Source organism: Burkholderia sp. BKH01 (assembly GCF_025685725.1).
Taxonomy (GTDB): Bacteria; Pseudomonadota; Gammaproteobacteria; order Burkholderiales; family Burkholderiaceae; genus Burkholderia; species Burkholderia pyrrocinia_C.
Window position 1 is genome coordinate 1 of the sequence record NZ_JAOTQT010000027.1, and the last position, 20,609, is coordinate 20,609.

19 protein-coding genes, 1 tRNA gene, 1 pseudogene and 1 riboswitch are annotated in these 20,609 nt (G+C 66.5%); of the genes and pseudogenes, 7 read left to right on the top strand and 14 right to left on the bottom strand.

Annotated features, from left to right (window positions below):
* The first annotated feature begins 181 nt into the window (after positions 1-181).
* Positions 182-742 carry a transcription elongation factor GreB gene (greB, locus tag OEJ37_RS28595; protein ID WP_072436094.1) on the top strand — a complete coding sequence of 187 codons (561 nt, stop codon included), beginning with the start codon at positions 182-184 and terminating at the stop codon, positions 740-742.
* A gap of 86 nt (positions 743-828) precedes the next feature.
* Here the strand turns inward: greB and OEJ37_RS28600 are convergent, their stop codons facing one another.
* Together OEJ37_RS28600 and OEJ37_RS28605 are read right to left on the bottom strand one after the other, a co-directional pair.
* Entirely contained in the window at positions 829-1,971 is a 1,143-nt protein-coding gene (locus OEJ37_RS28600) for a porin (protein ID WP_152855459.1), read from the bottom strand.
* 498 nt (positions 1,972-2,469) lie between these two features.
* Positions 2,470-2,736, bottom strand: coding sequence for a hypothetical protein (locus OEJ37_RS28605; protein ID WP_152855458.1), 267 nt, complete (start codon positions 2,734-2,736; stop codon positions 2,470-2,472).
* 393 nt (positions 2,737-3,129) lie between these two features.
* Here OEJ37_RS28605 and OEJ37_RS28610 point away from each other — a divergent pair, with 393 nt between their 5' ends.
* Both OEJ37_RS28610 and OEJ37_RS28615 read left to right on the top strand, forming a co-directional pair.
* Entirely contained in the window at positions 3,130-3,333 is a 204-nt protein-coding gene (locus tag OEJ37_RS28610; protein ID WP_027783827.1) for a cold-shock protein, read from the top strand.
* Positions 3,334-3,474: 141 nt separating this feature from the next.
* Entirely contained in the window at positions 3,475-4,602 is a 1,128-nt protein-coding gene (locus OEJ37_RS28615; protein ID WP_174417781.1) for an exonuclease domain-containing protein, read from the top strand.
* 37 nt (positions 4,603-4,639) lie between these two features.
* Here the strand turns inward: OEJ37_RS28615 and OEJ37_RS28620 are convergent, their stop codons facing one another.
* Together OEJ37_RS28620 and OEJ37_RS28625 are read right to left on the bottom strand one after the other, a co-directional pair.
* Entirely contained in the window at positions 4,640-5,233 is a 594-nt protein-coding gene (locus OEJ37_RS28620; protein ID WP_174417780.1) for a chorismate mutase, read from the bottom strand.
* 223 nt (positions 5,234-5,456) lie between these two features.
* The gene (locus OEJ37_RS28625) at positions 5,457-5,603 is read right to left on the bottom strand and encodes a hypothetical protein (protein ID WP_009690993.1); all 147 of its coding nucleotides are present in this window, start codon (positions 5,601-5,603) and stop codon (positions 5,457-5,459) included.
* A gap of 208 nt (positions 5,604-5,811) precedes the next feature.
* Here OEJ37_RS28625 and OEJ37_RS28630 point away from each other — a divergent pair, with 208 nt between their 5' ends.
* The 3 genes and pseudogenes from OEJ37_RS28630 to OEJ37_RS28640 all read left to right on the top strand — a co-directional run.
* The gene (locus tag OEJ37_RS28630) at positions 5,812-6,201 is read left to right on the top strand and encodes a DUF2946 domain-containing protein (protein ID WP_263347812.1); all 390 of its coding nucleotides are present in this window, start codon (positions 5,812-5,814) and stop codon (positions 6,199-6,201) included.
* Positions 6,202-6,328: 127 nt separating this feature from the next.
* On the top strand, positions 6,329-8,689 hold the full coding sequence (locus OEJ37_RS28635; protein WP_263347814.1) for a TonB-dependent receptor: 2,361 nt from the start codon (positions 6,329-6,331) through the stop codon (positions 8,687-8,689).
* Positions 8,690-8,794: 105 nt separating this feature from the next.
* Positions 8,795-9,013 (top strand): annotated as a pseudogene (locus OEJ37_RS28640) (TlpA family protein disulfide reductase); the annotation flags it as partial.
* A 79-nt stretch (positions 9,014-9,092) separates the two neighbouring features.
* Here OEJ37_RS28640 and OEJ37_RS28645 read toward each other — a convergent pair.
* From OEJ37_RS28645 to pepN, 7 genes are all read right to left on the bottom strand, one after another.
* On the bottom strand, positions 9,093-9,347 hold the full coding sequence (locus tag OEJ37_RS28645) for a GlsB/YeaQ/YmgE family stress response membrane protein (protein WP_046545158.1): 255 nt from the start codon (positions 9,345-9,347) through the stop codon (positions 9,093-9,095).
* A gap of 254 nt (positions 9,348-9,601) precedes the next feature.
* Entirely contained in the window at positions 9,602-9,823 is a 222-nt protein-coding gene (locus OEJ37_RS28650; protein ID WP_175918943.1) for a hypothetical protein, read from the bottom strand.
* On the bottom strand, positions 9,820-11,553 hold the full coding sequence (locus OEJ37_RS28655) for an FAD-dependent oxidoreductase (RefSeq protein WP_263347816.1): 1,734 nt from the start codon (positions 11,551-11,553) through the stop codon (positions 9,820-9,822). The genes OEJ37_RS28650 and OEJ37_RS28655 overlap by 4 nt, the downstream gene beginning before the upstream one ends.
* Before the next feature lie 166 nt (positions 11,554-11,719).
* Positions 11,720-12,529 carry a helix-turn-helix transcriptional regulator gene (locus tag OEJ37_RS28660; RefSeq protein ID WP_175918941.1) on the bottom strand — a complete coding sequence of 270 codons (810 nt, stop codon included), beginning with the start codon at positions 12,527-12,529 and terminating at the stop codon, positions 11,720-11,722.
* Between the two features lie 169 nt (positions 12,530-12,698).
* Positions 12,699-12,774: transfer RNA gene (locus OEJ37_RS28665), tRNA-Thr, on the bottom strand.
* Positions 12,775-12,983: 209 nt separating this feature from the next.
* Positions 12,984-13,997 (bottom strand): class 1 fructose-bisphosphatase, encoded by a 1,014-nt coding sequence (locus OEJ37_RS28670; RefSeq protein WP_034182997.1) that lies wholly within the window; start codon positions 13,995-13,997, stop codon positions 12,984-12,986.
* Positions 13,998-14,278: 281 nt separating this feature from the next.
* Positions 14,279-16,978: an aminopeptidase N gene (gene pepN / locus OEJ37_RS28675; RefSeq protein WP_263347817.1), complete on the bottom strand. Its 2,700-nt coding sequence runs from the start codon at positions 16,976-16,978 to the stop codon at positions 14,279-14,281.
* Between the two features lie 186 nt (positions 16,979-17,164).
* On the opposite strand from pepN, the gene OEJ37_RS28680 reads away from it, so the two are divergent.
* The gene (locus OEJ37_RS28680) at positions 17,165-17,866 is read left to right on the top strand and encodes a DUF4136 domain-containing protein (protein ID WP_174417773.1); all 702 of its coding nucleotides are present in this window, start codon (positions 17,165-17,167) and stop codon (positions 17,864-17,866) included.
* A gap of 52 nt (positions 17,867-17,918) precedes the next feature.
* On the opposite strand, the gene OEJ37_RS28685 is transcribed toward OEJ37_RS28680, so the two are convergent.
* The 3 genes from OEJ37_RS28685 to OEJ37_RS28695 all read right to left on the bottom strand — a co-directional run bounded on the left by OEJ37_RS28685 (position 17,919) and on the right by OEJ37_RS28695 (position 20,585).
* Complete coding sequence (locus OEJ37_RS28685) at positions 17,919-18,491, bottom strand: TMEM165/GDT1 family protein (RefSeq protein ID WP_174417772.1); 573 nt, start codon at positions 18,489-18,491, stop codon at positions 17,919-17,921.
* A 78-nt stretch (positions 18,492-18,569) separates the two neighbouring features.
* Positions 18,570-18,707, bottom strand: a riboswitch (yybP-ykoY riboswitch).
* Between the two features lie 151 nt (positions 18,708-18,858).
* Complete coding sequence (gene guaD / locus OEJ37_RS28690; protein WP_175918938.1) at positions 18,859-20,178, bottom strand: guanine deaminase; 1,320 nt, start codon at positions 20,176-20,178, stop codon at positions 18,859-18,861.
* The gene (locus OEJ37_RS28695; protein ID WP_263347820.1) at positions 20,175-20,585 is read right to left on the bottom strand and encodes a hypothetical protein; all 411 of its coding nucleotides are present in this window, start codon (positions 20,583-20,585) and stop codon (positions 20,175-20,177) included. The genes guaD and OEJ37_RS28695 overlap by 4 nt, the downstream gene beginning before the upstream one ends.
* Between the last annotated feature and the right edge of the window lie 24 nt (positions 20,586-20,609).

Here is a 20,609-nt window from a genome sequence, read left to right on the forward strand (position 1 = left end):
CGACCCCTTGGTTCGTAGCCAAGTACTCTATCCAACTGAGCTACAGCCGCACGCAGAAGCGAAATTATAGCAGGGTTGTATAAAAAGGGAAGCCTTATTCGCGAATTACGTGCCGCGACCTTTGCGGGGCGCCCTTCGTGTACCCTTGGAGCATCAGTCATCCACGTGTTGAATCTGCATCATGAACAAGGCGTTTGTCAAAGAGTCGGACGGTGACGACGACGATCTCGACCAGGCTCAACCCGCGATTCCGGCGGGCGCGAAGAACTACATCACGCCGGCCGGCCACAAGCGGCTGCGGGACGAGTTGCTGAACCTGATCGACGTCGAGCGCCCCGAGGTCGTGCGGCTCGTGTCGTGGGCCGCGTCGAACGGCGACCGGTCGGAGAACGGTGACTACATCTATGGCAAGCGGCGGCTTCGCGAGATCGATCGCCGCATCCGCTTCCTGACGAAGCGGCTCGATCTCGCCGAAGTCGTCGACGCGAGCCGTCAGGAGAATGTCGACCAGGTGTTTTTCGGCGCAACGGTCGATTACGAGACGCCGGACGGCGAGGATCACACGGTCACGATCGTCGGGATCGACGAGGTCGATCTCGACCGCGGCTGCGTCAGCTGGATTTCGCCAGTCGCGCGTGCGCTGATCAAGGCGAAGATCGGCGATACCGTCACGCTGATGACGCCGGCCGGCCCGCAGCCGATCGACATACTCGACGTCCGCTATCCGGCACCGGGCGCCTGAGCGGCGGCCCACTTTTTCCGGCAAAGAAAAAGCGCCCCGGCGGGGCGCTTCGTCATCCGGCGTGAAGCAGCGGATATGCCGGTCGCTCAGAAGCGATGGCGCAGGCCGGCCGTGACCGCGATCTGCTTGTTGGTCGATGATGCGGCGCCCAGCCCGTTGATGTTGGCGCCGATCGGCAGGCCGTCCGCCAGCACCCGCTGGTATTCGCCCTGCAGGTACACGTCGGTGCGCTTCGACAGCGCATAGTCGGCCTGCAGGTTGAACTGGTGCCAGCTCGGCTTCTGGCCGTCGAGACGGCCGTCGGTGTACGTGTACGAACCCGCGAGCGACAGCGCCGGCGTGAGCGCATAGCGGCCGTTCAGTTCGTAGTTGTTGAAGCGGGTGCCGCCCGCCAGCGGAATGCCGCCCGATACGCCGGATTGGCCCGCGCTGATGCCGGCCGAATCGGTCAGGCGCGTCTGCGTGAACACGAAGCCCGCGGTCGCCGGCCCGAACGTGTAGTTGAGGCCCCCGCCCCAGGTGCGCTGGCGGCTGGCCGCGAAGGTCCAGTCGCCGGCGACCGCGCCCGGATCGGTCGCCGCGAGCGCCAGCGAATTGATGTTGTTGTTCAGCTGCATGTACGCGGCCGCGACGTTGAAGCCCATGAAGCTGTACGACGCGCCGACGCTGTACGCGCGGTTGTTCGAGAAGCTGGACGAATTCGAGAAGCCGTACAACGCGCCGAACTTCAGCCCGTTGTAGTTCGCGCTCTGGTACTTGACCGAGTTGTTGATCCGGAACGAGTTGTTCAGGTTGTCGTTGTCGAACGGATGCGCGAACTGAGTGCCGCCGTACTGCGTGCCGGTCAGCGACAGCGGCCCGAGATAGTCGACGACGCTGTCGTATTGCCGGCCCAAGGTCAGCGAACCGAAGCTGTCGTGCGCGAGGCCGACAAACGCTTGCCGGCCGAATTCGCGGCCGTTCTGCTTCAGCGTGCCGTTGTTGATGCCGAAGCCGTTTTCCAACGTGAAGATCGCTTTCAGGCCGCCGCCCAGATCCTCGGTGCCGCGCAGGCCCCAGCGGCTGCCGTTGATCGAGCCGCTCGTTTCCTGCCAGGCGCTGTGGCCGTGCTGATTGTTCGTGTAGGTGATGCCTGCGTCGATCAGGCCGTATAGCGTAACGCTGCTTTGTGCGTGTGCTGCCGTAACGAATACACCCGACAACGCGGTGACGATCAGAGTTTTTTTCATGGATCTGTCTCCAAACAGGATGATGTCGATCGAACCTGCTGCCGAACCGGCATGTTTGGGTGACGCTGTGACCGGCCCGGCAGAACGACGGTGCGCGTATCAGAAAGCCATTTGCAGTGTACGGAGTGCGCGAAGCGGGGGAGGGTCACGCTTTAAGCAATAGTGTATTTTGGAATCCGCAAAGATCGAAAAACATGCGGAAACCGTTACCCATCAAGGGTTTGTGGCAGTGCAGCGAAGGGGAATGGCGATCAGGACTGCGTAACGGGCGTTGCGTGATCGCGACAGGCGATCAGCGGGCGGCGGCAGCCTTAGCGCGATTATTGACGCATCGGCAATAGAGGTTTGTGTGGAGCATGAATAATGAAAGGTGGTTCTCTCGCTATACTGCGATCTCTGCTTTCCGAAGCAGACTTTTTCGTTGACGGAAAAGATCTCCAAACCTTTGTCGGCGCGACTTCCCAGTCGCGCTTTTTTTTTGCCCCGCTTCTCCGTGCGCTATTGCGCGTACGAGCGCCGCTTGCGCTTGCCTGTCGGCGCGGCTTCCTCGGGTTCGGTGTGCGGCGGCGTGTAGGTCCAGTCTTCCATCACGTAGTGACGGGCATCCAGCGGCGACGCGAGCAGGTTCTGCCAGTGATCACCGTGCCACGTCGTATCGAACTCAGTATCGCACGGTGCTTCGCGAGCGGACTCGGCCAGGGCGCGGGACTTGCGGCGTACGCGCCCGAGCCGGCTCGCGAAGCGCTTGATTTCGTCCAGCCACATGACCCTCTCCTTCCTTTCGGCGTTACATCAGCATCGCAATGTCCCCGGATTTCCGCAACCCGGAAAAAACCCGAGGATTTTACCGAGTCGATTTGTCCCCGGTAGGATTTTCGTGGTCGGGATTATTGGTGATCCGATCCCGGTAATAATGACAGGTTTTTGATGCGAATCAATTAATCAAAGGCGACGGTGTACCGATTCCAGTGGTATTAGCGCTTTTTTGATAAAGAGGCCGTCAAAAATTTTCTTGACGCACCTGGATTGTCCAATTTATAAAGTCAGCACTCCGTCCTCGGGCGGCGTGCTGGTGCGGGTGCTGGCGCAATGTTTCGGGATTTCGGGAAACGGCTATAAAAATAGCTTTTTTGATCTAATCGAGTGGGGAACGAAGACATGGATACCGGTATCGTGAAATGGTTTAACGATGCTAAAGGTTTCGGCTTTATTACGTCGGACAATGGTGGTGAAGATTTGTTTGCGCACTTTTCCGAAATCCGGATGGACGGCTTCAAGACGCTGAAGGAAAACCAGCGTGTTTCGTTCGAAGTGAAAGTCGGGCCGAAAGGCAAGCAGGCAGCGAATATCCAGGCGGTCTGACGCGTCACGCGTTACCGATCACGTCCAGCCCCCGCATGGCGGGGGCTTTTTGTTTTCCGGGGGCGGATCGTTCCCGTCCGTGCTGGCCGCGAACACGCATACCGGTGCATACTCACGGAAGCATCGTTTCCGTGTCTTTTCATGTCCGATTCCCGTCTGTCCGATCCTGCCAGCGAACAACCGCTCGTCTTCGTCGACCTTGAAACCACCGGCGGCTCGTCCGCCGAGCATCGCATCACCGAAATCGGTGTGGTCGAAATCGGCCCGCTCGGCGTGTCGACGTGGACGGCGCTCGTCAATCCGGGCCAGTCGATTCCACCGTTCATCCAGCAACTGACGGGTATTTCGGACGCGATGGTGCGCGACGCGCCGTCGTTCGCGTCGCTCGCGCCTGCGCTGTTCGAGCGGCTCGACGGCAAGCTGTTCGTTGCGCACAACGCGAGTTTCGACCGCGGTTTCCTGCGTGCCGAATTCGAGCGCGCCGGTTTTGCGTTCAATCCCGATGTGCTGTGTACGGTGCGGCTGTCACGCGCGCTGTTCCCGCGCGAATCGCGGCACGGGCTCGACGCATTGATCGAACGGCATGGCCTCGTTCCGGCCGCGCGCCACCGGGCGCTCGCGGATGCCGACCTGCTCTGGCAGTTCTGGCGCCAGCTGCACGACATCGTGCCGCTCGAGCGGCTGCGCGACCAGATCGCTCGCACGACGCGCCACTTCCGTCTGGCCGGCGATCTGACCGAAGCCTGGCTCGACACCGCGCCGGCCGGGTGCGGTGCGTACGCGCTGTTCGGGGAGGGTGACGAAGCGTTGTATGTTGGCCGCAGCGTGCGCGTGCGGCAGCGGCTGCGCGCGCTGCTGACGGGCGAACGGCGCTCGTCGAAGGAAATGCGGCTCGCGCAGCAGGTGCGGCGCGTCGAATGGTGCGAGACCGGTAATGAACTGGGCGCGATGCTGGCCGAAGCGCAATGGATCACCCGGCTGCGTCCGTCGTACAACCGGCGTCCGGCGGCCGATACGGCCCGTGCGGGCGGTGCGCCCTGGCCGTTCGAGGGCGCAGTTGCGTTCGAGGCGAACGGCGAGCGTCGCCTGTTTCATGTGATCGACGGCTGGCGCTACCTCGGTTCGGCCGAATCGCTCGACGCGGCCGCGCGGCTCGTGGCCGACGCGGCGGACGGCACGTTCGAACCCTTCACCCATCGCCTGCTGCAGACACATCTCGCGCGCGGGCTTCAACTGATTCCGCTTGCCGCGCTGACGCCCGCGGGTTGAGCGCAGCGGCGCAATCCGCGCCGCGACGCCTGCCGCGTCAGCCGATCGCGCTTGCGCCGCCGGCCGAACAGATGTGCGACAACGCGGTGTCGAGCGCCCGCGTCTGCGTCGAGTCATAGCGCGTGAGCGTCTTCCAGTTCGCGATGCTGCGCGCAAGCCGCGCCTGGCAATCGGGCGCATCGCGCAGCGGCGCGACCTGCGCGAGGCCCGCGAGCATTTTCTGCGTCAGCCGGTCGAGCGCCGGGCGCGTGCTGGTCGCGAGATCGGGTGGCGTGCCCTCGGGCGGCCGCGTCGCGCGCCAGGTCGCGAACAGTGCGTTCTGGACGTCCTTGCTCGCGGCGATCTGATCCTCGAAGAACGTCCGTGCGAACGCAGGATCGACGCCGGCCTGTGCCGCGCGCTTCTCGACCGACGTGAGCAGTGCCGCTTCGCGCGGCTGGTCCTCGATCGCCTTGTGATTCGCCCATTTCCATCGCGCGACCGGTTCGGCGAGCGCGAGGCGCTGCGACGCGAGCGCGACGACGTTGGTGAGCGCGGTGTCGTCGCCGTCTGCGCTGGCGATGCGCGGCGACGAAAAGAGGGCGATGCCGAGCGCGGCGACAGCGACGCTGGCACGAATGGCTTGTTTCATCGGAATGATCGGGAGAGCCGGGCAGGCCGGACGTGGAAAACCAGAAGAATAGACGAAGACAGTCGCGCGGCGTAGCGACGCGACAGGAGAATCAGCAGGCGAACTGATCCGGCACCGTCAGGCTGTTGCGGCCCGGGTGCGACGCGAATTGCGCGCGATGCGCAGCGATGAACCGCACGATTGCGATGATCGACACGTGGCGGTTACAGAACCGAACAGGCGTTCACTTCGGCGAGTACAGCTTGTGCTGCTCGTCGAAGAATGCCCGGACGTGCTCGGGCAATTCGGCGAGGAATTCCACGCCGACGGGTTCCGGATCCGGGCTCATCACTTGCTCGGGCGGTGGCATGCGAGTTGGTCTTTCGTCCATGGTGGTTTCTCCAGCAGGTTCGATAATTATCAACCTCGTGCTTGGATTTATGCCAGAGGCGAATCGTTAGATTTTGTCTCTGTTGTATTAACGGCACATGCGCTCCGATGCGAAGTGCGACGAGGTGTGATGCCGACTATTGCGTCGTGCGCAATCGGCAACAATCGGGCCGCTTGTTATACTTGCGCGCACTTTTTCCTGGACCGCGATGAAACGAACGACGCGCTGGATCGGCCTTGTGTGGCTGGCGCTGGTACTGAATGTACTGTCGCCTGTCATCGGCTATGCGCGTCTTGCGTCGAGCGGCTCCGGCGAGCTCACGCTCGAGTTGTGCAGTGCAGCGGGCGCCCGCCAGGTCGTGCTCGCGCAGTCGGGCGACGACCGCGACGCGTCGTCGTTCGACCATGCCGGCGTGCCGCACTGCGTGTACTGTCCGGGCTTCGCGGCGAACGTCGCGCTCGGCACGAGCCTGCCCGAAATGCCGGGCTTCGTGCGGACGTTCGCCTACCGCGCGGCCGCACCGGCCATTCCCGATTTCCCCCGCAAGGGGATCCGCCTCGCGCAACCGCGCGCCCCGCCTGAAAACGCGCCGATCTGATTGATGTCGTCCGCGCGCCCCGGTGGCGCGCGTGCCGCCCGCGGCCGGGTCCGCGTGCCGCGCCGCTCGTGCGCGGCGCGCCTGCTCGTGTCCGGCGGCGTCCGATCACGTTTTCAGGAATTCACTCATGTCGTCTACCTTCGCCGCGCGGTCGTCGCGCGGCCGGCTCGCGCTCGCATGCGCGGCCGCTTTCGCATGGCCGGCCGCCCACGCGGCCTCGCCGGATGATGCACGCATCGATCCGGCCCGCAGCGGTATCGATCGTTCCACCGGTGCCGAGCCGGCCTCCGCTGTCGCAGCCGTGCCGGCTGCCACGGCCGGCGATACGCTGACTACCGTCAGCGTGACCGCGCAGCGGCAACCCGTCGATCCGGATACGCCGGCCGTCGTCGAGTCGATCACGCGCGAGCAGATCGATACGCACACCAACGTCACCGCCGAGGACGCGCTGAAGTACGCGCCGAACCTGATGGTTCGCAAGCGCTATATCGGCGACCGCAACAGCGTGTTTGCGGGCCGCGACTTCAACGAACTGCAGAGCGCGCGCGGGCTCGTCTACGCGGACGGTGTGCTGCTGTCGAACCTGCTAGGCTCGAGCTATGCGTACCCGCCGCGCTGGTCGCTGATTCCGCCTGACGACATCGCACGCGTCGACGTGCTTTATGGCCCCTTTTCCGCGTTGTATCCCGGCAATTCGATCGGCTCGACCGTGCTGCTCACGACGCGCCGCCCGGAAAAGCTCGAGGCGTCGCTGTCGACGCAGTTCTTTACGCAGCGCTACCACGACGGCTACGGGTTCGCGGACAGCTTCGGCGGCAATCACCAGACCGCGCGGATCGCGAACCGCGTCGGCCGGTTCTGGTTCGCGCTGTCGCTCGACCGGCTGGAGAACAACGGGCAGCCGATGCAGTACGCAAGCCCCAACTCCGCCTACAACCCGAAGCTGGGCGCTGCCGTGCCGGTGACGGGCGCCGCGACCGACATCGGGCCCAACGGCAAGCCGCGGACGATCGTCGGTGCGCAGACGATCGAGCGGACCGAGCAGCTCAACGAGACGGTCCGGATGGGCTACGCGTTCACCGACCATGTCGACGCGACGCTCACGCTCGGGCATTGGGAGAACCATTACCGGCAGCACGGCGAATCCTTCCTGCGCGATGCGGCCGGCAATCCGGTCTACGGTGGCAACGTGTCGATCGGCGGCCAGAGCATGACCGTCGCGCCGAATGCGTTCGCGCCGCAGCGCGGCGACCAGGAGAACTGGCTGTATGCGCTCGGCCTGAACGGCCGGCTCGATTCCGGCTGGCGGCTGTCGGGCGTCGTGTCCGCGTACGACGTGTCGCGCGACGTGCTGCGCGCGGCGTCGACCGTGCGGGGCGGTGCGGGCACGCTGTTCCAGGGCGACGGCACGGGCTGGCGCACGCTCGACCTGAAGGCCGAGGCGCCGGAAGTGAAGGGCCACACGTTCACGTTCGGCTATCACTACGACAACTACTTCCTGCGCAACGTCACGTACAACACGGCGGACTGGCTGGCCGGGCCGACCACGTCGCTCGCGAGCGTCTATCGGGGCGATACGCGCACGCAGGCGCTGTTCGCGCAGGATGCGTGGCGCTTCGCGCCGGGCTGGCTCGCGACGCTTGGGCTGCGCTACGAGCGCTGGGATGCATACGGCGGCGCGCTCGGCAACGCGACCGGCACGCTCGGCTATGCGGACCGCGGCGCGAACGCGCTGTCGCCGAAAGTCGCGCTGCAATGGGACGCGACGGACGTCTGGCGCTTCCGGCTGTCGTTCGCAACCGGCACGCGTTTCCCGACGGTCGGCGAACTGTTCCAGGGCACGATCTCGAACAATGCGATCGTCAACAACAACCCGAACCTGCGGCCTGAAAAGGCGATCGACTGGGACTTCACCGCCGAACGGGACGTGGGCGTCGGCGTCGTGCGCGCCAGCGTGTTCCAGAGCGACCTGCGCGATTCGATCTACAGCCAGACGACCGTGTCGGGCGCGTCGACCGTCACCAACATCTCGAACGTCGACCGCGTGCGCGTGCGCGGCGTCGAACTCGCGTTCAGCGGCGAGAACGTCGGGCTGAAGGGGCTCGCGATCGACGCGAACGTGTCGGCGAGCAACGCGCAGATCCTTGCCGATGCCGCGAATCCCGCTTATGTCGGCTCGCGCTTTCCGCGTATTCCGCGCATGCGCGCGAACCTGCTCGCGTCGTATCGCTTCGACGAACACTGGCTCGCGAGCGTTGGCGTTCGCTACTCGGGCCGCCAGTTCAACACGCTCGACAACAGCGACGTGAATCCGGACGTCTACGGCGGCACGAGCTCGTTCACGGTCGTCGACCTGAAGGCACGCTACCGCTTCGACCGTCACTGGACCGCGTCGGTCGGCATCGACAACCTGACGGATCGCCGCTACTACGTGTTCCATCCGTATCCGGGCCGAACTTTCTATGGAGAACTGAAGTGGTCGCTGTGAAATCGCTCGCGGCCGGCTGAGCGTTGCGGCTCGCGGCGCTGTCGCCCGCCGGCGCGCACGATGCGTGACGTGCCGACGGCCGCCGAGCCGCACGCCGCGCACATCAGCATGTCGGCGGCGCTCGCGCAGATGAACCTGCCGCCGCAGGTCGCGCAGTATGCGAACGCGGAACCGATGCCCGAGCGTCTGCGCGCGGTGCTCGATGTGGGATGGCCAGGGGAAATGCCGCGCACCGTGTGGATCGGGCGCAATGGCGCACGCGAGGCGCGCAGCGGATTGCTGACGGCCGGCATGCTCGACGGCCGGCGCAGCGCGAAGCGTTGAACGGGCCGGTGGCGCGCGGCGAACGGGCCGCGCGCCGGCCTGATGCGAAAACGCGCCCGAAGGCGCGTAGAGAGAAGCGTCAGGCCGCTCGCTTGAATAGCCGGATCACGAACAGCAGGATCACCGCGCCGACGACCGCGACGATCACCGAGCCGATGAAGCCGCTGCCGATGCTGATGCCGAGCATCCCGGCGAGCCAGCCGCCGATCACCGCGCCGACGATCCCGACGATGATGTCGACGATCAGCCCGAAGCCGCCGCCCTTGACGAGCAGGCCGGCAAGCCAGCCGGCAATCGCGCCGATGATGAGCCACATAATCAAGCCATGAGTCATGGTGGTCCTCTCCTTGTGTTGAGTCGAAATGACCGGACTTCGGCTGTCGCGCCGCAAGCTGGGTGAAGGCGGCATTGCGACCCGCCGCGCCGCCCACGCAATGTAACGCGATAGGCGGGTCAGAATCGTTAAGTAATGTTATGCACCCTTAAGCTGATTTTCCAGGGAATTTGCCTGCCCATGGCACGGCTCGCGCGTGGACGATGCGTGGCGAAATGAATTTGTAAGAAATGGGCGGTGATGAAGTCCGTCAGTCAGGAACGTTCGCCGCCGTGCGCCGATGCTTGCATGCCTGCATCGGGCAGCCCGTCGCTCGCGTCGGCGATCAGCCGTGCGACAGTTGCGGTATCGCCGATCGCCTCGATCGACAGCAGTGCGAAACGGGCGAGAAAGAGCGATGCGTCGGTTTCGCCGATACGGGTCATCGTGCGGCACAGATCGGTGTAGAGCGTGTCGCGTTCGGCGTCGGTCATCATGCGGTCTCCTGACGATCGGTTGATGCGTGCGGATGGAGTGCGCGTTCGAGCGCGGCGGCCACATCGTCGGCGCGAGCGTCGTGCCAGCGGCCGAGTACGTGCCCGTCCGGACGGACGAGATAGACGGTGCCGTCACGCGCGCCGTACATGTCGAACAGCCGGCCGTCGTCGTCATGGCCGCCGCAGGCCGGTGCCCGCGGCGCCGCATGCCGTGCGAGCGTGACGACTGCGAACGGTATCCGCGCATCCTGCAGGCGTCGTTCGAGATCGGCCAGCGACGGATCGGGCACGCCGTCGATCGTGAAGCAGAACGCGGTAAAGCGCGGCGCGACGAGATCGGTCAGATGGCCGCGCCGAGTGTCGCCGCCGCGCGCCGCGTACAGCATCAGCGGGCATTCCGCGAGCACTGTGCCCGGCGCCGGGCCGGCTGCAAATGTGTCGCGTTCGGCCGCGTTGAGCGGCGACGCCGCATACGCGATTGCCGATGTCTGGCGCGGGTTGATCAGCGAGCGCAGCGCCGGATGCCGGACCGCGAGTGTCAGCACGGCCTTGCGCATCAACTCGAATGCAAACGACGGCGGCGCCATGAACTCGGTGCTCTTCGTGCCGTAGCGCAGGTTCTCGTGCGCCGCGAACACGCGCTCGTCCGAGTAGCTGTCGAGCAGCGTGTCCGACGCAAGGCCGCGGATCACGTACGCGAGTTTCCACGCGATATTGTCGGCATCGTCGATGCCCGAATTCGCACCGCGCACGCCGAAGATCGGCACCAGGTGCGCAGCGTCGCCGCAGAACAGTACGCGGCCGTGCCGGTAGCGTTCGAGCGTCAGCGCGTTCGCCTTGTAGATCGTGATCCAGATCGGCGACCACGCACCGCGCTCGCCCATCATGTCGAGCAGGTTCTGCACGCGCGGGATCACGTTCTCGGGCTTCACGGCCGCTTCGGCGTCCTCGTCGTCGCGCAACTGGTAGTCGATCCGCCATACGTTGTCGGGCTGCTTGTGGACGAGAACCGTCGAACCCGGGTTCGACGACGGATCGAAGTACGCGAGCCGTTCGGTCGGCCGGTCGCTGTCGAGCATGATGTCGACGATCACGTAGCGGCCCTCGTAGCTCGTGCCCTTGAGCGACAGTCCGAGCGCGTCGCGCATCGTGCTGCGTCCGCCGTCGCACGCGACGACCCAGTCGGCGTCGAGCGCGTAGCCGCCGAGCGGGGTGTCGACGTCCAGGCGCACGCCGTCCGGCTGCCGCGTCACACCGATGGCCTTCGTCTGCCAGCGGATATCGATGAGCTCGGGGCGGCGCAGCGCCGCGTCGAGCAGGAACTGCTCGATGTGGTACTGCGCGAGATTCACCATCGGCGGCAGCTTCTGGTTCTCGTCCTGCGGCATCTTGAAATGCAGCACTTCGTCGCGACGGTAGAAGCTGCGTCCGCCGGCCCACGGCAACCCCGTGCGCAGGAAGTCGTCGAGCGCGCCGAGCCGTTCGACGATCTCGAGGCTGCGCCGCGAGATGCAGATTGCGCGGCTGCCGTGGCAGACCGAGTCGTCGGCCTCGATCAGCACGCTGCGGATGCCGTGGTTTGCAAGACCGAGCGCGACGGCGAGGCCCACGGGGCCGCCACCGACGATCGCGACGCGATGCCGGCGCGTATCGATGCCGTCGACGCAGTCCGGCAGACGCGCGGGATGGCGTTCGGCGACGAACGGGTAGGGCTTGAATTCGATGTCCATCGTTGGCTTCCAGGGTGATCTGCTTCGACGCTTGCGCATCGACGATGCAATGCGGGCAACAGGTCGCTGCAGTATGGAAGCCGGTCGTGCCGCCGTTGTCCCCATTCCGGGTACAGCGACTGGATGCAGGCGTGACCGCGGCAGGCTCAGCGCGAGCCGAGACGGCTCAAGGTCGCAGGCACAGCGCAAACAGCTCGCGCTGGCCCGAAATACCGAGGCGCCGGTACGCGCGCTTCTGGTAGGTCACGACGCTCGACGCCTTCACGCCGATCGTGTCGCCGATCTCGTGCGCGGTCTGGCCTTCGAGCACGCCGCGCAGCACGTCGAGTTCGCGCTTGGACAACGCCGGGCACGCACTGCGCAGCCGTGCGAGCATCATTTGCGGAATGCCGACCTGCATCGCGCCGGCGAGCGCGTAGTGATGCTTCGCGGCCTGCGCGATCAGCGGTGCGAGCGCTTCGATCGCCGCGATCTCGCGCGGCTGGAACGCGCCGCTGCGATGCGCGCGGTACAGGTTGATCGACAGCCAGCTCGCATCGTTGGGCTGCATCAGCAGCGCCAGCCGGTCGGACACGTCGGGGCCGCGGTAGCAGGCCGCGCGATACGCCTCGTGACCGATCTCGTCGCCGGCCTGCAGGTGCAGCAGCAGGTCGTGGCGGCGTGCGCCGCGATGTGCGGTCGACACGATTTGCTGGTTGCCGTCGAGTGCGTAGAAATGTCGTGCGTAGGTGTCGGCGAGGTCGCGCAGGTAGCGGCCGCCGCGATGATCGGCGACCGACATCGTGCGCGGACGGTTGCCGAATTCGTACGCGAAGATCGTGCACTGCGTGATGGACAGCGCGTCGTCGAACAGCTTCAGGACTTCGGCCGCGAATGCGTTCGGTTCGTTGCCGCCGATCGCGGCGACGAGGCGCGTCGCGCGGGACACGTCCAGTTGCCCGGTGAGGTTCGGTCGCTCGAGACGCCAGGTGCGCATGATGCGGGGAGAGGGCGGTGTGGTCCGGCGATTGTAATCGGCGGTGCGCGACGCGTGACTCGGGAGATGCCCGCAAGCGGACGTGGCGCGGGGAGAGGGCGAGCGTGCGATTTCGGCGCCGGAAAAGAGAAAAGGTCTGACAAGCGATGCTTGTCAGACCTTTATGTCTTGGTGCCGGAGATAGGAGTCGAACCTACGACCTTCGCATTACGAATGCGCTGCTCTACCAACTGAGCTACACCGGCAGCAGAGAAATGAAATTATATGGTCAAATCCGAGATCTTGGCAATAGGTTTTGCGAACTTTTTTCAGCTTGCTACTGCTGCTGCTTCGCGAAACCATCGATCCGGCGGACTTCCCGCTTTCACTTCACTGCGATGCGGCCGATCAGGGCCACATCGCGAGGCGCGATTGTACTTGCGTCGCGCATCTCCGTCCAGTGCTGCAGTGCAAATTATTCGGCTTCGTCGTGATAGCCGGTGACGCGCTCGACTTCGTTCTTCGAACCGAGGAACACGGGCACGCGCTGGTGCAGGCCCGTCGGCTGCACTTCCATGATGCGCTGCGTGCCGGTCGTCGCGGCGCCGCCCGCCTGTTCGACGATGAACGACATCGGATTCGCTTCGTACATCAGGCGCAGCTTGCCCGGGCGATCGGGCGTGCGCTTGTCGGCCGGGTACATGAAGATGCCGCCGCGGTTCAGGATCCGGTGCACGTCGGCGACCATCGATGCGATCCAGCGCATGTTGAAGTTGTCGCCGCGCGGGCCGTCCTTGCCGGCGTTCAGCTCGTCGACATAGCGCTTGACCGGGTCGTACCAGTGGCGCGCGTTCGATGCGTTGATCGCGTATTCGCGCGTGTCGGCCGGGATCTGCATGTTGCTCTGCGTGAGCACCCACGAGCCGACTTCGCGGTCGAGCGTGAAGCAGTTCACGCCGTTGCCGGTCGTCAGCACGAACACCGTTTGCGGGCCGTAGACCGCATAGCCGGCGGCGACCTGCTCGGTGCCGGGCTGCAGGAACGATTCCTCGGTCGCCTGCTTGCCGTCCGGGCAGCGCAGCACCGAGAAGATCGTGCCGATCGACACGTTCACGTCGATGTTCGACGACCCGTCGAGCGGGTCGAACACGAGCAGGTATTCGCCGCGCGGGTAGTTGGCCGGGATCGGGAAGAACGTTTCCATTTCTTCCGACGCCATCGCGGCGAGGTTGCCGCCCCATTCGTTCGCGTCGAGCAGGATCTCGTTCGACAGGATGTCGAGCTTCTTCTGCACTTCGCCCTGGACGTTCTCGCTGCCGGCGGTACCGAGCGCTTCGCCGAGCGCGCCCTTCGACACGTTGTAGCTGATCGCCTTGCACGCGCGGGCGACGACTTCGATCAGCAGGCGCAGGTCGGCGGGGAGGTTGTTGGTCTCACGTTGCTGTTCGATCAGGAACTTCGACAGCGTGGTGCGGCGGGCAATGGACATGACAGACTCCGAAAGGCCAAAGAATCCTTGAATTGCCGCAATTTTACCCGTCGCGCCTCGCGTGCCGCCGGCTTTTTTCGTCCGGTTACAAGGCCGGGCGGCCGGATCGGCCCGGCTTCCGGTGTCGGCGACGGGCGGGGTGCGCATCGCGGCGGCGGCAAATTGCGCGATCGGACCCCGCGATTCCGCCCGGTTCCAATCGCACTCGCGCAAAATAAAAAAGCCGGCGCCGCGTCAGGCGGCACCGGCTTTATCGCGCGGGCGCGATGCGCTCGCTTGCGTCAGGCGAGCGCTTTCTCGACGATCTCGCGCACGTCGCGCGATTTCGCGCCGGCGGCAACCTGCTCGAGCGCGGTGCGCATCCGGTCGCGCAGCGCGGGCGTGAAGCGGCGCCACAGTTCGAGCGAGCGCGCGAGGCGCGCCGCGACCTGCGGGTTGATCGCGTCGAGCGCGAGCACCTGTTCGGCCCAGAACGCGTAACCGGAGCCGTCCGCCGCATGGAACTGCGCGGGGTTGGCCGCGCAGAAGCTGAAGATCAGCGCGCGCGCGCGGTTCGGGTTCTTCAGGTTGAACGCGGGGTGCGCGAGCAGCTTGCGAACCTTCGCGAGCGTCGGCTGCGCGGGCGTGCCGCGCTGTGCGGCCTGCATCGCGAACCACTTGTCGATCACGAGCGCTTCCTTCTCGAAGCGACGGTAGAAGTCGTCGAGCGCATGCTCGGCCGGTTCGTCCGCACCCGCGGCTGCGGCCGCGGCGGACAGCAGCGCGCCGAGCGCGGCCGCGCGATCGGTCATGTTGTTGGCCGCGTCGTACTGCGCGGTCGCGAGGCGCACGGCGTCGGCCGGGTCGTCGAGTTCGGCCAGATACGCGAGCGCGAGGTTCTTCAGCGCGCGGCGGCCGGAGGCCTCCGGCGTCGGCTCGTATGCGCCGGGCGTCTGGTGCTGCTCGTACGCGGCGAGCCAGTCGGCGCGCAGCGCGGTCGCGAGCCGGCGGCGCACGAACAGGCGCGCGCGATGCACGGCGGCCGGGTCGGCCTCGGCCATCTGGTCGGCGAGATAGGTTTCCGACGGCAGCGTCAGCGCGAGTTCGCGGAACGCCGGCGACAGCGTCGCATCGGTCAGCACGCGGCGGAACGCGGCGACGAAGTTTTCGCCGAGCGTGAGCGGCTCGTTCGCGGCGGCACGCGCGGCGAGCGTCAGCAGCGCGCGCGTCGCGAGGCGCTGGCCGGCTTCCCAGCGGTTGAACGGATCGCTGTCGTGCGCGAGCAGGAAGGCAAGGTCGTCGTCGCTGTAGTCGTACTCGACGATCACCGGCGACGAGAAGTTGCGCAGCAGCGACGGCAGCGGTGCTTCCGGCACGTCGACGAACGTGAAGGTCTGCTCGGTGCCGGTGAAGTCGAGCACGCGCGTCGTGCCCGATGCGGCGACTTCGCCGTCGAGGCGCAGCGGCAGGTCGCGCCCGTCGCGGCCGATCAGGCCGATCGCGAACGGAATCAAGAGCGGCCCCTGCTGCGTTTCGCGCGCGGCCGGCGACGCGTCGCCGTAGCCCTGCGCGAGCGTGACGGTGTAGCGGCGCGCGGCCGCATCGTATGCGGTGCGCACCGACACGCGCGGCGTGCCGGCCTGGCTGTACCAGCGCTCGAACTGCGCGAGGTCGCGCCCGTTCGCGTCGGCCATCGCGTGACGGAAGTCGTCGCAGGTCACCGCATGGCCGTCGTGGCGCTTGAAGTACAGGTCCATCCCCTTGCGGAAGCCGTCGCGGCCGAACAGCGTCTGGTACATCCGCACGACTTCCGAGCCTTTCTCGTAGACGGTCATCGTGTAGAAGTTGTTGATCTCGACGTAGCTCTCCGGGCGCACCGGGTGCGCCATCGGGCCCGCGTCCTCGGCGAACTGCAACTGGCGCAGCACGCGCACGTCCTCGATGCGCTTGACCGCGCGGGCCGCCGATTCGACTTCGTCGCCCGCGGCCATGTCGGCCGAGAATTCCTGGTCGCGGAACACCGTCAGGCCTTCCTTCAGGCTCAGCTGGAACCAGTCGCGGCAGGTCACGCGGTTGCCCGTCCAGTTGTGGAAGTACTCGTGGCCGACCACCGATTCGATGTTCGCGAAGTCGGTGTCGGTCGCGGTCTCGGGGTTCGCCAGCACGTACTTCGTGTTGAAGATGTTGAGCCCCTTGTTTTCCATCGCGCCCATGTTGAAGTCGCCGACCGCGACGATCATGAAGCGGTCGAGATCGAGCTCGAGGCCGAAGCGCTTTTCGTCCCAGCGGATCGAGTGGATCAGCGAATCCATCGCGTGACGCGTCTTGTCGAGATCGGCCGGCTCGACCCACACCTGCAGCAGTTTTTCGTTGCCCGAGCCGGTCGTGATCTTTTCCTCGATCGCGACGAGCTTGCCCGCGACGAGCGCGAACAGGTAGCTCGGCTTGCGGAACGGGTCTTCCCATTTCGCGAAGTGGCGGCCGTCGGGCAGGTCGCCCGAATCGACGAGGTTGCCGTTCGACAGCAGCACCGGGTACGCGGCCTTGTCGGCGCGCAGCGTGACCGTGTACGACGCCATCACGTCGGGGCGGTCGAGGAAGTAAGTGATGCGGCGGAAGCCTTCGGCTTCGCACTGCGTGAAGAAGTTGCCGCTCGACACGTACAGGCCCGACAGCGTCGTATTCTGATCGGGCGCGCACGCGCTTTCGAGCGTCAGCTCGAATGCGTCGGGTACGTTCTCGACGGTCAGCCCGTGTTCGTGCGCGCGCACGGCGCCGTGCGGCGCGCCATCCAGTCGTGCGCCGAGGAATTCGAGCGCTTCGCCCAGCAGCTCCAGGTGCGGCGCGGGCGCGGCGTCCGGATTGCGGCGCACGCGCATCGTATTCCTGACGATCGTGCGGGCCGGCGCGAGATCGAATTCGAGCGCGACGGAATCGATGAGGAAGGCCGGCGGCGTGTAGTCGGCGCGGCGGATCACGGTGGAGGAGGCGTTGTCGGACATGGTCGTCGAGATCGGTGGAGTGGGGGACGGGCCCGCGGCACGGGCCAGGCGAACCGGGCCATTGTACAAAGCCTTGCGGCTGCGTGCCGCGCGAACTTTTTACCGGTTCCGGCAGTCCGCGTATTATCGGCATCCCGTGCGGTTCGCGCGGTGCGACGAACGGGTGACGGATCGACGAGGATCAACATGAAACGCGAATGGATTTTTCGCGGTGCGGGCTGGGCGGCGGCGCTGTGCGTGGCGCTGCTGACGGGCTGCACCAGCTACGTGACGACCCAGGTCACGGCCTTCTCCGACTGGAGCGGCAGCGACGCGACACGCACCTATGCATTCACGCGCAGCGACGCGCAGAAGAACAGCATCGAGCAGTCGACCTACGAGCCGATCGTCGCGAGCGAGCTGTCCGCGTATGCGTTCCGGCAAGTGCCGCAGGCGCAGGCGCGGTATCTCGTCGGGCTGACCTATGCGGTCGGCAGCGATCTCGTGACGGTGCCGCAACCCGTCTACTACGATCCCTGGTTCGTCGGGCCGGGGCCGTACTGGCGGCACGGGCCGTGGGGCCCGTGGGGGCCCTGGGGGCCGATGCCGGCCGGCTACGTCGCGCAGACGTACCAGGTGTTCGACTACACGCTCGGCATCCGTATCACCGAGCGCGCGACGGGCAAGGAGGTCTACAACGTGTCCGCGCGCACGACCGGCGACAATGGCACGCTGCTGTACGCGATGCCGTTCCTTGCGCGCAGCGCGCTCGCCGATTTCCCGCTGTCGAACGGCGCGGTCCGCTCGGTCCGGCTGCCGGTCGACAAGCACGGCGGGCCGGCGGCGCCGGCCGCCAACGAACGCGCGGTGCCGGCTGCGCCGGCTTCGGGCGCGGCGCTCGCGAAGTAACGCGACGCCAGCAACGGCGCGGCCGCCCGGCCGCGCCGGCCACCTTCGTCCGTCAGGCCCCGATGCCCAGCAGCGCCAGCGCGCCGAGCACGACGAACAGCACGGCCGCGATGCCGTGCACGAGCTTCGTCGGCAGACGGTGCGCGAAGCGGTCGCCGAGCAGGATCGCGGGCACGTTCGCGAGCATCATCCCGAACGTCGTGCCGGCCACGACGCCGATGTAGTCCTGGAAGCGCGCGGCAAGCGCGACGGTCGCGATCTGCGTCTTGTCGCCCATTTCCGCGAGGAAGAACGCGACGAGGGTCGCGCCGAACACGCCGAGCCGCGAACGGTTGGCATTGGCTTCGTCGGCATCGAGCTTGTCGGGCACGAGGATCCACAACCCCATCGCGATGAACGAGAACGCGAGCGCCCAGCGCATGATCGACGGCGTGACGAGCGCGCCGAGCCATTCGCCGAGCGCGCCGGCGAAACCGTGGTTCACGAGCGTCGCGACGAGCACGCCGAGAATGATCGGCATCGGTTTGCGATAGCGCGCGGCCAGCACGAGCGAAAGCAGTTGGGTCTTGTCGCCGATTTCAGCGAGGGCGACGGCGCCGGTGGAAATCAGGAAGGCTTGGGACACGTATGGGGTTCCGCGGGCCGATGTTGTGCGTGCGAGCGACGATCCACGGCGCGCCGGGCCCTGATGCGGCGCACTGTGAACCATCGGTCTCGCCAGGCCTAGGTGGCTGCGTCCGCCATGGCCGAACGGCCAAGTCTGTTGACGGACGCCTCCGTCACGATGCGCGCCGGGGGCGCGAGGCATCGAGCGGAGCGGCTACTCCCCAATGAGCGGCGAATTCTAGCACGGTGTGTCGCGCGCGGGAATGCGGCCGGGCAGGGCTGCGAGGCGCGCCGGGACACGATCGGCGCGTGGCGCCGTCGGCTACCCGGCATGCGCGGTGGTGGATGCGTCGCCGCGCATGCCGGGACGGAAGCCCGGCGGGCGGTTACGCTGCGGCCGCGCGGCGGGCCGCGCCGCGTTCATGGACGAGCGTGCCGGCCGCATAGGTGCGGTACACCGCGCGGTCGTCGCCGAGCAGCGCGAACGCGAACAGCAGTTCCTCGAGCGAATCCGCGCGCTTCGTGCGGCGCGCGAGCAGCGGCGTGGCCTGCGGATCGAGCACGACGAAGTCGGCCTCGGTGCGCGGCGCGAGCGTGCCGACCGTGTCGGCGAGGTCGAGCGCCTGCGCGGCGCCGGCCGTCGCGAGCCAGAACATCCGCGTCGCGGTCAGGTGGTGGCCCGACAGCCGCGCGACCTTGTGCGCTTCGTTCATCGTTTGCAGCATCGAGAACGACGTGCCGCCGCCGACGTCGGTGGCGAGCGTGACGGGCACGTCGTATTCGCCGGCCTTGTCGAAATCGAACAGCCCGCTGCCGAGGAAGAAGTTCGACGTCGGGCAGTGCGCGACGACGGTGCGCGTCTCGGCCATCCGGCGGCGGTCCTCGTCGTCGAGGTGGATGCAGTGGCCGTACACCGCGCGCGGCCGCAGCAGCCCGTAGCGGTCGTAGATGTCGAGATAGCTGCGATGGCCGGGGAACAGCTCGGCTACCCATTTCACCTCGTCGACGTTTTCCGCGACGTGGCTCTGCACGAACACGTCCGGATGGCGGCGCGCGAGTTCGCCGCACGCTTCGAGCTGCGCCTCGGTCGACGTCGGCGCGAAGCGCGGCGTGAGTGCGTACATTTGGCGGCCCTTGCCGTGCCAGCGGTCGATCAGCTCGGCGCTGTCGTCATAACCCGATTGCGCGGAGTCGCGCAGGAATTCGGGGCAGTTGCGGTCCATCAGTACCTTGCCCGCGATCATCCGCAGGTCGCGTGCGTCGCTCGCCGTGAACAGCGCGTCGGCCGACTGCTTGTGCACCGTGCAGTAGACGAGCGCGCTCGTCGTGCCGCAGGCGAGCAGTTCGTCGACGAAGAATTCGGCGACTTCGCGCGCATGCTCGGGATCGCCGAACCGGCGCTCGGTCGGGAACGTGTACTTGTCGAGCCACGGCAGCAGGCCCGGCGCCGGCGACGCGATCATGTCCGTCTGCGGATAGTGGATGTGCGTGTCGATGAAGCCGGGCACGATCAGCTTGTCGCGCAGGTCATGGACGATCGCGTCGCGCGCAAGCGTCGCGGCGAGCTGCGCATACGGACCGGCCGCGACGACCTTGCCGTCGGCGACGATCAGGAGACCGTCGGTCTCGTAGTTCGCGGCCTGGCTCGATTTAGCCGGGTCGCCGTTGAAGGTCAGCAGTTGGGAACGAAAAGCGGTTTGCGTCATGACGAATGGTCCTGCATCAAGGTAAGGCGAACAGAAGAAAGCGATCGACGCCGCGCGGGCGACGGCATGGATGGCGCCGTCCGCACGGTTGCGGGACGGCGCTTCGCGAATCGCCGCGACGCACTGCGCGACGCGCGGCCGGATGCGATTGCGCAGGCGATCGTGGCGGCAGCGGCCGCCGTCGTGTGGCTGCCGGCAAACCGCGCGGCGATGGCGATCGCGCCCGCTGCGGCGGCGAACGGGACGGCAAGCCGCGACCGCACGCGCCGGCGGGTGGCGACGGACAGTGCCGCCGCCACGCGTGCAACGAACGCGCTGCACGCGTTCGCGCCGGGCGCATGCGTGCAACCGGCGCGGCGCAAGGCCGGGCCGGGAGTCGCGAAGCGGATGCCGTTGCCGTGTTTCATCTGTCTAGCGCACCTCGATGCCGG